Below are 13,597 nucleotides of genomic sequence, written 5' to 3'. Positions count from 1 at the left end.
ATGAAAGGAATCCCCATGAAGAAAATTTTTAGCAGGAAAACCCTCAGCGTTGCAGCCGTACTGACTGCGGCTGCGCTCGCCATGACCGGCTGCGGCGGCGGCGACACGGGCGGCGAGTCCACCAGCGCTGCTCCAGCGTTTGAAGTAGCCAAGGATGTTGCGCTGACAGGCAGCCCCACCTTTGACAAAATCAAGTCCTCCGGCGTAGTCCGCATTGGTGTAAAAGAAGACCAGCCCGGCCTGGGTTACCTTGACGCGGCCACGGGCGAGCGCTCGGGCTTCGACATTGAGATCGCAACGTGGATGGCAGCCTCACTGGGTGTCGCCAAAGATAAGATTGAATTCAAGGCAATCCCGTCAGCAAACCGTGAGACGGCCTTGGCCAATGGGGATGTTGACCTCTATGTGGGCACCTACTCCATCACTGACAAGCGCAAGGCGATTGTTGACTTTGCCGGACCGTACTTCATCACAGGCCAGGGCCTTTTGGTGGCAAAGGACAACACCGACATCAAGAGCGAGAAGGATCTGGCCGGAAAGAACGTTTGCTCCGCTGTCGGTTCCACCCCCATCCAAAACATTCGGGAGAACTTCCCGGAAGCAAAGCCCCAGGAATTTGACCTCTATTCCAAGTGCGTTGAATCCTTGAAGAACGGTGACTCGGACGCCGTAACCACGGACCAGGCCATCCTGCTTGGATTTGCTTCCCAGGACCCGGACAACCTGAAGGTTGTTGGTGAACCGTTCACGGTTGAGAAGTACGGAATCGGCCTGGCCAAGGGCGACACGGCCCTGCGCACTTTCTTGAACAAGACCCTCACCGACGGTGGCGCAACGTGGACCAAGATCTACGAATCCACCTTGGGCCTTTCGGGCACCAAGGTTGATCAGCCTGCCGTAGACCAGTACTAAAAAACCCGCCAGTGGTGGTGTTGTGCCAGCTGGCACAACACCACCACTTCGTCCTCTCCAATTCACTGAAAGCGACACTGCCCTGTGAATGTACTTATTGACAACAGTGACCTGTTCCTCACAGGTTTCAAGAACACCGGAATCTTGTTTGTCATTTCCGCGTTCTTTGCCCTGATCCTGGGTACTATCGTCGCCGGCATGCGTGTCTCCCCGGCACCGGCCATGCGTGCCGCCGGAACCTTCTACGTCAATTTTGTCCGCAATACCCCGCTGACACTGATTCTGGCTTTCTTTGCGCTGGGCTACCCCAAGCTCGGCCTGCCCAACATCAGCTTCATGACGGCAGCCATCATCGGCCTTTCCCTCTATACGGCAACTTACGTTTCCGAAGCCATCCGTTCCGGCATCAATACGGTTTCCGTGGGCCAATCCGAGGCCGCTAGGGCCATTGGTTTGCCCTTCATGCAGACGCTGTCCTTGATTGTGCTGCCGCAGGCCTTCCGGTCGGTGGTGCCACCGCTGTTCAGCGTATTTATCGCTCTGCTGAAGAACACCACGGTTGCTGCCGGTTTCTCCGTGTTTGAGGCCGGCTCCATCCGCGCCTACCTCAGCGAACGCGGTGAACCGTTGCTGCCGGGTCTGCTGTGGGTTGCCCTAATCTTTGTGGTGCTTGTCTTGGGCATTTTGACACCGCTGCAACGCTACCTCGAGAAGAAGTGGAGGGTAGCGCGATGAGTTCTGTTCTTTTCGATGTTCCCGGTCCCAAAGCCCGTGTGCGCAATGTTTACCTGAATATCTTCACGGCACTCGTTGTGGTGGGCATCATTGGCTTTATCCTCTACCGGTTCTATGAGTCCGGACAGTTCACGGCAAAGAAGTGGGAGATCTTCACCTTCCCTCTGGTCCAGCAAAAGTTCCTCCAGGCCATCGGGGCCACGCTTAGTGCTTTCGGCGTTGCCGCCATCGGCAGTATTCTTTTGGGCGTGCTGCTCGCCTTTGGTCGTCTGGCTGACAGCAAATGGGTCCGCATCCCGTGTTACTGGTTCACGGAGCTGTTCAGGGCTGTGCCGCTGCTGATCCTGATGATGATCATGTACTACGGCCTCCCCTCGGTCGGGGTCAAGGGCATCACACCCTTCATCGCCGTCGTGGTTGGCTTGGTCCTGTACAACGGATCGGTGTTGGCTGAAGTGTTCCGTGCCGGCATTGAATCTTTGCCCAAGGGCCAGCGCGAGGCCGGATTTGCCGTCGGCCTGACCAAGGGCCAGGTGATGCGCACTATTCTGTTGCCTCAGGCTGTCCGCTCCATGCTGCCTGTCATTATCGCCCAGCTGGTGGTCATTATGAAGGACACCGCTCTGGGCTTCCTCATCACCTACGACGAAATCCTCAAGTACGCGAACTTCCTCGGTTCCCAGGGCCAGTACGGTTCACCGCTGATTCCGGCGCTCATGGTCACTGCAGCGATTTACGTGGGCTTGTGCCTGATCCTGTCCGGCATTGCCAAGTACACCGAAAGCAAGATGTCCTCCCGCGTCAAGGTCGTCAAGGCCGTCAAGGTTGGCATAGCTGGCTAACACCCCTTAAACAACTGACCCGCAGTAGTGGTCGAAAAAGTCACGATTTCCGTGAATTTTCAGCCACTACTGCGGGTCAGTTGTTTAAGAAGGGATTAGCTGAGCCAACGCGTCAACGCAGCCAGGCACTCGCGGATGTCATCGGAGTGGACGTGCTCGTTGTCGCTGTGCGCCAACAGCGCATCCCCCGGACCAAAGTTGACCGCCGGGATGCCCATCTCACTGAGCCGAGCCACATCCGTCCAACCATACTTGGGCAGCGGTGCACGGCCCACGGCGGCAACAAAGCTGGCAGCGGCTGGCGCGTTGAGACCCGGACGGGCTCCCGCTGCGGCATCCGTGCGCACCATCTCGAAGCCATTCAGGAGCTCACGTACGTGTGCTTCCGCCTGGTCCGGCGTCTTGTCAGGGGCAAACCGGTAGTTGATCTCCACGACGCACTGATCCGGAATCACGTTGCCGGCGGTGCCGCCGTGGATCTTCACGGCGTTCAGTGATTCCCTGTAGTCGAGTCCGTCAACGGTGATGGTGGCTGGTTGGTATTCAGCCAGTCGGGCCAGAATGGGGGCAGCGGCGTGAATGGCGTTCTCCCCCATCCATGCCCGGGCCGAATGAGCAGCCACCCCGGAGGTGGTGGCCTCAAAGCGGATGGTGCCATTGCAGCCACCCTCCACAGTTCCGTTGGTGGGCTCCAACAAAATGCCAAAGTCAGCGTCCAGCAATTCCCGGTTTTCCCGGACCAACCTCCCCAGCCCGCTCTTGGCTGCGGCAACTTCTTCATGGTCGTAGAAGATGAACGTGACGTCCTTGGTGGGTTCACGCAAGGTGGCGGCCAGGGCCAGCTGCACGGCCACACCACCCTTCATGTCCGTTGCGCCGCGGCCGTACAGCACCTCGCCGTCCCACGTGCTGGGCACCGTCCCGCGCGATCCCGGGGTGGTGGGCAGCGGGACTGTATCCAAGTGGCCGGCCAGAATTACCCGCTCCGCCCTGCCCAGCGACGTCCTTGCGACTAGGGAATCACCGTTGCGCGTTACCTGCAGGTGCCCCAGCTTTGACAAAGCCTCCTCCACAGCGTCGGCGAGCGCCCGCTCGTTGCCTGACACGCTTTCAATGTCCATCAGCTCAGCCGTGAGTGCCGCAACATCCGCGTGCAGGTCAAGAGTATGAATAGCTTGTACGACGCCGGTTGCCCCGCCGTCGATGCCGGGCCCGCCTGCCGCTGTGGTGCCGAAAGTTGTTGGCGCGTTGGAGTTAGTCATGGCCCCAGTTTACCGGTGCCAAACGGCCCAAAAATAATTCTTGCCTTCATTCCAATCCGCTCCATCCGCGGCTCCGAAGTACTCTCTGACAGCCCACCGGAGCAAAGTTTTGAAGGCAACGGACACGGGAAGCAAATCGGAATCCTTCCGCTTTCACACTACGGAGATCATCATGAACACCACCTTGAAGTTTGCAAACCGTAAGAGCCTCAGCCTCGGCCTGGGCCTCCTGGCCATCACCGCATTGGGAATCACTTCCTGCAGCGGCGGAACCACCACCCCCACCGCCACCTCGGATGCTCCCATGGCAACCAGCGAAGCTCCCATGGCAACCACCGAAGCAATGGCTGGCGAGTTGGTTGGTTCAGGTTGTGCCGCTTACGCAGCAGCCGTTCCCAGTGGCGCTGGCTCTGTGGCCGGCATGGCAGCTGACCCGGTTGCCACGGCAGCATCGAACAACCCGCTGCTCAAGACCCTGACGGCAGCCGTCTCAGGCCAGTTGAACAAGGACGTCAACCTGGTTGACACGCTGAACTCCGGCGAGTTCACTGTCTTCGCTCCCGTTGATGACGCTTTCGCCAAGATCCCGGCAGAAACCATCGAAGGATTGAAGACGGACTCCGCAACGCTGACCTCCATCCTGACCTACCATGTGGTCCCCGGCCAGTTGGCACCGAGCGCGGTTGCCGGCGAGCACGCAACGGCTGAGGGTGGCAACCTGGAAGTCACCGGCAGCGGCGACGACCTGATGGTCAACGGCGCCAAGGTCATCTGTGGTGGCGTCAAGACGGCCAACGCCACGGTTTACCTGATCGACACGGTCCTGATGCCCCCGGCAAAGAAGTAACTGCCGCGATCTGCTGAACTACCGCGTCAACAAAATGCAACACACGTCGGAGGGAATGGGCTCATGGGGACGGACCATGGCAAGGTAGACAGTATGCGTTTACCTTGGTTGCGGTCCGTGGAGCCCCTGGCACCACCAACCCATGAGGACCTGATCCGCCTCGTCGCCTTGGGCGACGAGGCGGCCTTCGAAGAACTGTACGACGCCGTTGCACCCCGCGTATTTGGCCTGGTGCGGCGGGTGGTGCGCGACCCGGCACAAAGCCAGGAAGTGACACAAGAGGTTTTCATCGACATTTGGTCACAGGCGTCACGCTTTGACGCGGACCGAGGCAAGGCAATGTCCTGGATTTTGGTCATCGCGCACCGAAAAGCCGTTGACAAGGTTCGGGCCAGCCAGGCAAGTTCCGACAGGGATCTTCGCCAAGGCATCAAGGAATACCAGGAGAGTTACGACGACGTCGCAGACACCGTCGAGACCCAGATGGAATCCGAACGCGTCAGGATTGCTTTGGCCTCTCTGACGCAACCCCAACAGGAAGCCATCAGCTTGGCCTACTACGGTGGGTACACACACCAAGAAGTTGCCGAACTGCTCAAGATTCCAGTCGGCACTGTTAAAACAAGAATTCGTGACGGAATGATCCGGCTCAGGGACAGGTTAGGAGTAGCGTGATGGAAAAGCAATTGCATTTACTCACCGGCTCCTACGCCTTGAATGCCCTGGAGAGCAGCGAACGCAACGAGTTTGAGCGCTACGCATTGACGGACGCAGAAACTCTGGAAGAAGTACGCAGCCTCAGCGAGACAGCTGCCCTTCTCGCCTACGGCACAGCCACAGAAGACCCTCCGGCCGCGTTGAAGGCAGATGTCATGGCCGCCATTCGCAACACCCGCCAACTGCCAGCCAGCTCAGTGGTCAGGGACATTTCATCGGCCAGGCGGCGCCCTTCTCAGACCGCCGCACAACAGCTCAACAAGGGCAGCCGCAGCCCCTGGTTGCCGGCCCTGAGCGCAGCAGCAGCCCTGACCATTTTTGCCGGAGTTGGCGTGGGTGGCTGGGTTGCCGGCCAAAACGCAACGCAACGGGACATGGAGGAAAAGCTCGTTGCCATCGAGGCACAGCAGAAGGCTGCTGCGGCCCAGCAGGAGGCCATGCTCAGCATCGTGGGTTCACCCGACGCCAAAATCGCCACCACCGCATTGTCCGACGGCGGAACCGTCACCGTGGCGTCGTCGGGCAAGGCAAACAGGGCGGCAGTCATGGTCAGCGGCATGCCGGCACCTCCGGAAGGCAAGACCTATGAACTGTGGTTCATCTCGGCAGCAGGCGCAGTACCGGCAGGCCTTATGGATCATGCCGACCCGGAAGCCCCTGGCATGCAGGTACTCAACGGGCCCGTGGGCGGCGCAACGCATGTGGGCATCACGGTGGAACCAGCCGGCGGTTCGCCCGCTCCCACCACAACTCCCATAGTGGTGCAAGCCATCTAGGCAGTTTGTTCTCTGCTAGGAATCAGCCCACCGGAGCAATCCGGTGGGCTTTCGGCTCCGAAGTACCTGCAAGTACTTCTACTTCAGGAACCTGCGGTAGAACAAGCAAGCGTTCTAAGGATCCTGATATGGGCAAGCAGAGCACGGCGACAAGGCAACAGAACAGGCGGGCAATTCTGGACGGCGCCCTGGCGGGAGTCATTTCCGCCGGGGTCCTCTTTGCGGTAGCCCAACTCGTCGCGGCATTCTTCGGACCTGTTGCCTCCCCCCTGACGTCCGTGGGATCAACCTTCATTGACTTCACCCCCAAATGGATGAAGAACTTCGCCATTGCCACGTTTGGCACCAATGACAAAATGGTCCTACTGATCTCCATGACCATTGCTGCAGCACTCCTGGCGGCAGCGGCAGGTGTTGTGGCGCGCAAAAGCCTCAAGGCGGGCTCGGCCATGGTGCTGGGCTTTGCCGTCGTCATGGCACTGTGCATCATTACCCGAGCCGGCGCCAGCATCTTTGATCTGGTACCGCTCCTGCTGGGAACAGCAGCAGGCCTGTGGGCCCTGAGGTACTTGACGCCGCCAAGCAAAGTCAAACCACACCCAGCGGACACGCCGGTAAACACGAGCCCGGCAGCAGCTGCACAGCCGGTACCGGATACCGGCCCCAGCCGGCGCTCCTTTATCTTGCGCTCGGCAGCCTTGGCAGGGATCGCCGTCGTGGTGGGTATTGGTGGGACAGTCCTTGCCACCACGCGCAACGCAGTCAACACAGTCCGCGAAGCCTTGAAACTCCCCACCCCGAAGACCAAGGCAGCCGCGCTGCCTGCCGGCGTCCAAGCGCCTGTTGAGGGCGTGACGCCCTTCGTGACTCCCAACGCAGACTTTTACCGGATCGACACGGCCCTGATTGTGCCGGAAATCGACCCGTCGTCCTGGAAATTGCGCGTCCACGGCATGGTGGAGGAAGAATTCACCATGGACTTTGACGAGCTCCTGGCCTCCGAACTCATCGAGAGCTACGTGACCTTGACCTGCGTCTCCAACGTGGTGGGCGGCAACTTGGCCGGCAACGCAAAATGGCTCGGATTCCCCTTGCGTGAGGTGCTTGCCCGGGCCAAGCCCAAGGACGGCGCCGACATGGTGCTCTCCACCAGCATCGACGGTTTCAGCGCCTCAACCCCCCTGCCCGTGCTGCAGGACGACCGCAATGCGATGCTCGCAGTGGGCATGAACGGTGACCCGCTTCCGTTGGATCACGGTTTCCCCGTGCGCATGGTTGTCCCAGGCCTGTATGGCTTTGTTTCAGCCACCAAATGGGTTGTGGACTTGGAAGTCACCACCTTCGCCGAAAAGGCCGGCTACTGGACCTCGCGCGGCTGGTCCTCACACGGTCCCATCAAGACTGCATCACGCATTGAAGTGCCACGCGCCTTGGGCAGGGTGCCCGCCGGGAAGGTTTCCATTGGCGGCAGTGCATGGGCCCAAACCAAGGGCATTTCCAAGGTGGAGATACAGCTCGACGGCGGCGCATGGCAAGTCGCGCAGTTGGCGGACGAAGCATCGGTGGACACCTGGCGCCAATGGTCGTACATCTGGGACAACGCCCCTGCCGGAACTCACAAAGTACGGGTCCGCGCCTATGACGCTGACGGCGAATTGCAGATTGAACAGCAGGCGCCACCGGAACCCGATGGTTCCACGGGCTGGCATTCCATCACCTTCAATGTCACCTAGTCACAACCAAAAAGGAGGCATTGGCCGGGGAGTTACTCCCCCGCCAATGCCTCCTTTTTTTCTTTAATCCACTTCCTTGGCCATGGTGCGTCAGCAAGTCAAAAAAGATTTTTCCCCAAAGTTCAGTGACATGTTCCATAATCATTGGGTTGCATCCTTTGGGTGGGGTTTGTAGCGAATGTACTGGGCAGATGCCCAGAATTGCGGGCAACCGGACCAATCCGGCTTGCCAACCGCGGGACCATGGTGGTCACCGGGGTACCTAACAGCGGAGGTCTCGGCTATGTCACGGACGGTAATTGCGTTTCTTCACATGAGGGGCGAGTCGAAACCCACCAAGGTGGGGCATTTTCCCACGAGGGTCCATCATCTGGCCCTCGTCGTGGCGGTGGGCCTGTGCATGATGGTGGGGGTGGTTCCCTCCCACGCCGCTGACACCACTCCCATGGCGGAGGATCCTGGACCGGTTGGCAGTTTTGCGTGGAAGGGCTTCAACTGGCAGAAGCGTTTCTGGGGCGGAGCCCCGCAATACAACCAGAGCTTCGATCCGGCCAACGTCAGCAGCCCCGATGCGAACGGCCATGTCACCATGACGCTGTCCAATCCGAGCGGATCCGCACCGGCCGGCGCGGAGTTCCAGTCGACGCGGGAAGGGTTCGGCTATGGCACCTACAGCACCACGGTGGAGAAGGACGTCAGTGCGCTGGCGAAGGAAGTGGTCTGGGGCTGTCTGTTCACCTACGACCCGGAGGCGACGCCAGGGTTCAACGAAATCGATTTGTGCGAAGCCTCCGCTTGGGGCGGCGGAGCCAGCTACGGCGAGTCCTGGCCCGTCACCCAAGGGCACGGCTACTGGTTCGACGCCGGCAAGCCGCCTGGCGAAGGAAACAGCACCATCACCTTTGACGTGACAAGTGACCTCATCCTGACCCACAAGATGGTGTGGGAACCGGGCAAGCTAACCTTTGAAACGTATGCTGGCGAGGGCTACACGGGAACCTTACTCAAACGCACTGTCATGGTGGGCTCCACTGTGCCGGTACCCGCCAAGGAAGCCATCCACTTCAACCTCTGGGTAACCGGAGGCGGCGGCGGCGATCCGGCACACGTTGCCCCGGAAACTGTCACTATTCGTGACTTTTCCTTCACCCCGCCGGCCAGCGAACCGTTGACGCTCACTGCCCCTACACCCACCATCAGCGGGACATTGCGGACGGGCAGCACATTGACGGCCAACCCCGGCACATGGACCTCGGGCGCAACCTTCCAGTACCAGTGGTACCGCTCGGGCGCAGCCGTCACGGGGGCAACGGGAAAAACCTACAAGCTGGTCAAAGCCGACGCTAACAAAACCATGATGGTGCGTGTCACCGGATCCAAGTCCGGCTACACCACAGTGTCCAAGGACTCTGCATTTACCGCACCCATCAAGTAAGACCACAGTGGCCGGGAACTGCGAAGGGAACTTCGCAGTTCCCGGCCACTGGGCAGGCAAGGCGTTCGCTACGCCTTGCGCTTGCGCACCGGAACAATACGCTTGACAGCCATGCCGAGTGCCAGCATTGCGAATGCTGCCAAGGCGAACCAAAACAGCTGGCCAGCTCCGGTCATGGCGAGTGCTGCCGATCCTGCTCCTGCGGCCATGGGGGCTGCTGGGTTGTCGTACATATTCCTTACCAAACTTTCTTCTTGTTAAAAATTGCATCCAAGTAAGCCTTGGCGTGAACCACTTGCAGGAACAGGTCGATGACTGTCTCGTACATGGTGGCCGCCAACAGCATGTACTTCCAGCCCCTGAGCCGCACCGTCACAATCCGCTCGAGCACGAAAACGCCTGTCACTGCCATCCAGAATGCGCGGATGTGCAGACCGGCCCCTGAACCCAGGGCAACCGCTATGGAAGAGAAGTAGGCGATGGTGACAAGAACGCCGATCATCGACAGGACCTGGCGGCCCCAGTAGGGGCGCGTGACCTTGGTCCAGCCATACTGCACGCAGTTCTCCACGGCGCCCCGCTTCCACCGAAGCCGTTGGGCCCACAGTTCGCGCCAGCTTGGCATGACTTCCGTGACCAGCGTGCAGTCGGCCGGCGAGGCAATGCTGTAACCCAGAGTCAGCAACGCGAATGACAGTTCGTTGTCTTCCGTCAGGACAGAAGTGTCATAAACCCCGCCGTGGCCGTTGCCGGCCGGAAGTGAACCGTTAACCCTGGCCGCTGATACGCCCTTGAGTGTTTGCACCCGGAACAGTGCTGCGGTTCCCGTCACCACCAAGCATTTCCCGTGGAGCCGTTTCACATCCCGGGCATACCGGGCGTACTCATTGCGCTGCAGATGGCCAACAAAGCCGCCCCCGGGACCGCCCCGAAACACCCCGCCAACAGCCCCCAGCATGGTGTCCGCACTCAAGTGGCACACTGCGTTCTCAATGAAATCCGCCGAGAGCTGTGAGTCGGCGTCCTGGACCAGAATGAGGTCATCTGGGTGCGCGTCTGCGAGGAGCCACCCCAGTGCAAAGTTCAATGCACCGGCCTTCTTGTCCGTGTTTCCCACGGTGCAGATTACTTCCGCACCGTAGGACAAAGCGAGCTGCTCGGTGGCGTCAGTGCAGTTGTCCGCAATGACAATTACCCGATCGGGCCTACGCGTTTGCTGGCCGAGCGATTCCAGCGTCTCGATGATTGCTTCGGCTTCATTGTGAGCGGGGACCAAAACTGTCACCACCCCGCCAACGGCCCTGTGGGATCCCTGTGTCGAAACCTCTGCGGCGTCTGCCGAAACGGTGGGAAGAATCCCCGCACCAATAGTGTGTTGAGTGTGCATCGAATTCCTCCCTTTGTTTGTGTTTTCTTTGCCGTTTTCTCACTATGGCAGTGGCAACTCAGCCAACGGATAAGAAACCGTCAGGAAAGGAACAAGAGTGCATCAAGAGTCGATCAAGACAATCTTTGGTGCTTGGTAGCACTGGCCTGTTGACATGCTGGGCCCCGGCTGTCACCGACTTCATCGAGTGCCGATAAACTTAGGACCATGACTCTCACAGTTGCAGCGACAGAACGTTCCGCCTATGGCTTCGGCCTCGCCAGCATCACCAGCTCCGGTGATGTTCTTGACGTGTGGTTCCCCGCCCCGGAATTGGGTACGGCCACAGATGCTCTGGGCAACGCCCCAGAGGCCAGCGCCGAGCTCGCAGCATTGGCTGAGGCTGGCGAAGACGCCGACCGCGGCGTGGTCCAGCGGGTAGTATTCGCCCAGATCAACCTGGATGCCGACCCGGCCGACGCCGTGGACGCTTACCTCCGCCTGCACCTGCTTTCACACCGTTTGGTGGCACCGAACAGCATCAACTTGGACGGCATCTTCGGCAAGCTGGCCAACGTGGTGTGGACCAACTTTGGCCCAGCCGCCGTGGAAGGCTTTGAGCTCACCCGTGCCAAGCTGCGCCGTCGCGGTCCAGTAACTGTCTACTCGGTGGACAAGTTCCCGCGCATGGTTGACTATGTGATCCCCGCAGGTGTCCGCGTTGCTGACGCCGACAGGGTCCGTTTGGGCGCCCACCTGGCCGAAGGAACCACTGTCATGCACGAAGGCTTTGTGAACTTCAACGCCGGCACCTTGGGCACGTCCATGGTGGAAGGCCGTATCTCAGCCGGGGTGGTGGTTGGTGACGGCACCGATGTTGGTGGTGGCGCGTCTATCATGGGCACCCTGTCCGGTGGCGGCCGGGAGCGCATCACCTTGGGTGAACGCGTCCTGCTCGGCGCCAACTCCGGTGTTGGCATCAGCATTGGCGACGACTCAGTGGTGGAGGCAGGCCTTTACGTCACCGCAGGCACCCGGGTGCGTGTTTTGGGCCCCAAGGACGCCGACGGCGAAGACACGGCTGTGGTGGTCAAGGCCAGCGAACTCTCCGGTGTGGCCAATCTGCTGTTCCGCCGCAACTCCACCACAGGTGGCGTTGAAGCCCTTCCCCGCAAGGGCACCACCGTTGCCCTCAACGAGATCCTGCATGCCAACTAGTGGCTCCCCCGCCACCGGCGGGTCCACTCAAGCATTAGTCGGGCAACCATGAGCAGAGCCAGTCGGCGCATTGTTGCGTGGTTGAGCGTTGCGGCGATCAGCGCCGGCCTCCTCATTGGCGGCGGCGTCTGGCTGAGCAACACTTTCAGGGATGCTCTTGCCCCTGGCTTGTCGCTGGGCTGCACGGCCACTGTGGGGGAAACGAGCTACCGTTTGGCTTTGGATCAAAGCCAAAACGCAGCGTTGATCGCCGCGGTGGCTGTGCAGCGCGGCATGCCTGCACGTGCCGCATCGATTGCCCTTGCCACTGCTTTGCAGGAATCCAAGCTGCGCAATATTGACTACGGTGATTTGGATTCGGTGGGCTTGTTCCAGCAGCGCCCGTCCCAGGACTGGGGAACCGTGGAACAAATCATGGATCCGCTGTACTCCGCCAACGCGTTTTATGACGTCTTGGCGAAAGTGCCCGGCTACGTGGATATGTCCATCAACGACGCCGCCCAGATTGTGCAGCGTTCTGGCTATCCGCATGCCTACGCCCAGCACGAGACTCTCTCCCGGGCTTTTGCCTCAGCACTGACCGGGCAGACACCGCAGGCCCTGAACTGCACACTGCCACCGGCCACCGTCGCCAGCACTCCCGAAGCCATGGCTGCGGCCATGGCCTCGGTCATGGGCCAGGTGCCGTTCACTACCGCCGCTGCTGCCGACGGCAGCGTCAGCGTGCTCATGGATGTCGACGACGCGGCTGGCTGGACCACGGCCCACTGGCTGTTGGCCAATGCAGAACAGTTTGGCATTTCACAGATCAGCTACGCCGGAAAGATGTGGGACCGCACGGCCAATGAGGGCGGGCACAATGTGGGTTGGCAGGCTGTAAGTGCAGCGGATCCCGGTCAGTTGAGCGTGGTCATGACGGCTGCGCCACCCGTCAATCAGTAGCGTCCGTTAGACCAGCAGTTCCACTACTGGTTGAACGTAGCTGCAAAATGCTTGTGGGTCATCCATGAGATGGGAACTCATGATCAACCGGTCTGGTTCTATGAACCAGGCCCGCTGTTCGGCGAGCGGAACTTCCACAATGCTCAGGGTAAATTCCCGTGCCCGGCGGCCCAGTTCCAGCTCCCGGTTTTCCACCAGGTCAGCCAGAATCTTGTGCCCGCCCAGAGTTTCCCGCTGAGCGGCCATCAGGGCGTACAGCTGTGCCTGTTCCCGTGACCAGGTGACGGCGGCGCCGTAGTGGGCATGTGCCACCCGTTGCAGGGCAGGCATGCCACCTAGCTCGGGGAAGTCCGGAGGGGTCAGCTTTTGTTGATTGTCAGGGAAATTTTGTAGCAGCCTGTTCCACCACACCTCCCATTGGTCCCGCAAGGCTTCAGCGCCTCCCACTCCGGAGGTCAGCAGCGAATGATCTGCTGCCCGGACAGTGGGGGCCACATGGGAAAGGGCCGGGGTGCCAGCACCGTCCAGGCCTGCCACATCCCGAAGATACAGGGCCGTCAGCATTGGACTGCACGTGTCCATTGTGATCCGCCACCCAGGGCCACCTGTGTGATGCATTATTTCAGCCTCCAGCCGCCGCGACTATGGTGCAACAATCCCTACTCCAAGATTACTCCGGCGCACCGAACTAGGCACGGTCAATATCTCCCCCCGACGCCGACCCTCGCGCAGAAGCGGTATCTGTCAACCTGTTTGAGAGAGATTGACGTTTTGTTGAGTTCGTTGTTTGGGGTCGTTGATGGCGACGTAGG

General features: G+C 60.2%; 14 protein-coding genes. 10 read left to right on the top strand and 4 right to left on the bottom strand.

The window, feature by feature from the left end; translation table 11 throughout:
* Positions 1-15: 15 nt before the first annotated feature.
* The 3 genes from CVS27_RS16315 to CVS27_RS16305 all read left to right on the top strand — a co-directional run bounded on the left by CVS27_RS16315 (position 16) and on the right by CVS27_RS16305 (position 2,489).
* Positions 16-912, top strand: a complete 897-nt coding sequence (locus CVS27_RS16315) for a glutamate ABC transporter substrate-binding protein (RefSeq protein WP_207767552.1) — start codon at positions 16-18, stop codon at positions 910-912.
* 84 nt (positions 913-996) lie between these two features.
* Positions 997-1,647 carry an amino acid ABC transporter permease gene (locus CVS27_RS16310; protein ID WP_103466910.1) on the top strand — a complete coding sequence of 217 codons (651 nt, stop codon included), beginning with the start codon at positions 997-999 and terminating at the stop codon, positions 1,645-1,647.
* A complete protein-coding gene (locus tag CVS27_RS16305; RefSeq protein WP_103466909.1) occupies positions 1,644-2,489 on the top strand; it encodes an amino acid ABC transporter permease in 846 nt (281 codons plus the stop codon). Before CVS27_RS16310 ends, CVS27_RS16305 begins: the two co-directional genes overlap by 4 nt.
* Positions 2,490-2,584: 95 nt before the next feature.
* Here CVS27_RS16305 and dapE read toward each other — a convergent pair whose 3' ends face one another.
* Positions 2,585-3,751, bottom strand: coding sequence for a succinyl-diaminopimelate desuccinylase (gene dapE, locus CVS27_RS16300; protein WP_103466908.1), 1,167 nt, complete (start codon positions 3,749-3,751; stop codon positions 2,585-2,587).
* Between the two features lie 172 nt (positions 3,752-3,923).
* Between dapE and CVS27_RS16295 the strand changes: the two genes are divergently transcribed.
* From CVS27_RS16295 to CVS27_RS16275, 5 genes are all read left to right on the top strand, one after another.
* Complete coding sequence (locus CVS27_RS16295) at positions 3,924-4,598, top strand: fasciclin domain-containing protein (protein ID WP_103466983.1); 675 nt, start codon at positions 3,924-3,926, stop codon at positions 4,596-4,598.
* A 93-nt stretch (positions 4,599-4,691) separates the two neighbouring features.
* The gene (gene sigK, locus CVS27_RS16290) at positions 4,692-5,273 is read left to right on the top strand and encodes an ECF RNA polymerase sigma factor SigK (RefSeq protein WP_103466982.1); all 582 of its coding nucleotides are present in this window, start codon (positions 4,692-4,694) and stop codon (positions 5,271-5,273) included.
* Entirely contained in the window at positions 5,273-6,091 is an 819-nt protein-coding gene (locus tag CVS27_RS16285; RefSeq protein WP_103466907.1) for an anti-sigma factor, read from the top strand. The genes sigK and CVS27_RS16285 overlap by 1 nt, the downstream gene beginning before the upstream one ends.
* A 128-nt stretch (positions 6,092-6,219) precedes the next feature.
* A complete protein-coding gene (locus CVS27_RS16280; RefSeq protein ID WP_103466906.1) occupies positions 6,220-7,824 on the top strand; it encodes a molybdopterin-dependent oxidoreductase in 1,605 nt (534 codons plus the stop codon).
* A gap of 283 nt (positions 7,825-8,107) precedes the next feature.
* A complete protein-coding gene (locus CVS27_RS16275; protein WP_243400237.1) occupies positions 8,108-9,259 on the top strand; it encodes a hypothetical protein in 1,152 nt (383 codons plus the stop codon).
* 68 nt (positions 9,260-9,327) lie between these two features.
* Here the strand turns inward: CVS27_RS16275 and CVS27_RS20870 are convergent, their stop codons facing one another.
* Both CVS27_RS20870 and CVS27_RS16270 read right to left on the bottom strand, forming a co-directional pair.
* Positions 9,328-9,492 carry a hypothetical protein gene (locus tag CVS27_RS20870; protein WP_165788213.1) on the bottom strand — a complete coding sequence of 55 codons (165 nt, stop codon included), beginning with the start codon at positions 9,490-9,492 and terminating at the stop codon, positions 9,328-9,330.
* 5 nt (positions 9,493-9,497) lie between these two features.
* Positions 9,498-10,646 (bottom strand): glycosyltransferase family 2 protein, encoded by a 1,149-nt coding sequence (locus tag CVS27_RS16270; RefSeq protein WP_103466905.1) that lies wholly within the window; start codon positions 10,644-10,646, stop codon positions 9,498-9,500.
* Positions 10,647-10,814: 168 nt separating this feature from the next.
* On the opposite strand from CVS27_RS16270, the gene dapD reads away from it, so the two are divergent.
* Positions 10,815-11,843: a 2,3,4,5-tetrahydropyridine-2,6-dicarboxylate N-succinyltransferase gene (gene dapD, locus CVS27_RS16265; RefSeq protein WP_103466904.1), complete on the top strand. Its 1,029-nt coding sequence runs from the start codon at positions 10,815-10,817 to the stop codon at positions 11,841-11,843.
* Between the two features lie 48 nt (positions 11,844-11,891).
* Complete coding sequence (locus tag CVS27_RS16260) at positions 11,892-12,785, top strand: hypothetical protein (protein ID WP_103466903.1); 894 nt, start codon at positions 11,892-11,894, stop codon at positions 12,783-12,785.
* A 6-nt stretch (positions 12,786-12,791) separates the two neighbouring features.
* On the opposite strand, the gene CVS27_RS16255 is transcribed toward CVS27_RS16260, so the two are convergent.
* Complete coding sequence (locus CVS27_RS16255) at positions 12,792-13,403, bottom strand: hypothetical protein (protein ID WP_103466902.1); 612 nt, start codon at positions 13,401-13,403, stop codon at positions 12,792-12,794.
* Between the last annotated feature and the right edge of the window lie 194 nt (positions 13,404-13,597).

The sequence above is a fragment of the Arthrobacter glacialis genome (assembly GCF_002909445.1).
Taxonomy (GTDB): Bacteria; Actinomycetota; Actinomycetes; order Actinomycetales; family Micrococcaceae; genus Specibacter; species Specibacter glacialis.
The sequence above is the reverse complement of the archived record's forward strand: the minus strand, read 5'-3'. Positions and strand labels throughout refer to the sequence as shown.

Bases quoted from the DNA above. Each gene is read 5' to 3' on its own strand.
- CVS27_RS16275 (WP_243400237.1), top strand. From the start codon at position 8,108: ATGTCACGGACGGTAATTGCGTTTCTTCACATGAGGGGCGAGTCGAAA.
- CVS27_RS16315 (WP_207767552.1), top strand. From the start codon at position 16: ATGAAGAAAATTTTTAGCAGGAAAACCCTCAGCGTTGCAGCCGTACTG.
- CVS27_RS16280 (WP_103466906.1), top strand. From the start codon at position 6,220: ATGGGCAAGCAGAGCACGGCGACAAGGCAACAGAACAGGCGGGCAATT.
- dapE (WP_103466908.1), bottom strand. From the start codon at position 3,751: ATGACTAACTCCAACGCGCCAACAACTTTCGGCACCACAGCGGCAGGC.
- CVS27_RS16255 (WP_103466902.1), bottom strand. From the start codon at position 13,403: ATGCATCACACAGGTGGCCCTGGGTGGCGGATCACAATGGACACGTGC.
- CVS27_RS16285 (WP_103466907.1), top strand. From the start codon at position 5,273: ATGGAAAAGCAATTGCATTTACTCACCGGCTCCTACGCCTTGAATGCC.
- CVS27_RS16260 (WP_103466903.1), top strand. From the start codon at position 11,892: ATGAGCAGAGCCAGTCGGCGCATTGTTGCGTGGTTGAGCGTTGCGGCG.
- sigK (WP_103466982.1), top strand. From the start codon at position 4,692: ATGCGTTTACCTTGGTTGCGGTCCGTGGAGCCCCTGGCACCACCAACC.
- CVS27_RS16295 (WP_103466983.1), top strand. From the start codon at position 3,924: ATGAACACCACCTTGAAGTTTGCAAACCGTAAGAGCCTCAGCCTCGGC.
- CVS27_RS16305 (WP_103466909.1), top strand. From the start codon at position 1,644: ATGAGTTCTGTTCTTTTCGATGTTCCCGGTCCCAAAGCCCGTGTGCGC.
- CVS27_RS16270 (WP_103466905.1), bottom strand. From the start codon at position 10,646: ATGCACACTCAACACACTATTGGTGCGGGGATTCTTCCCACCGTTTCG.
- CVS27_RS20870 (WP_165788213.1), bottom strand. From the start codon at position 9,492: ATGTACGACAACCCAGCAGCCCCCATGGCCGCAGGAGCAGGATCGGCA.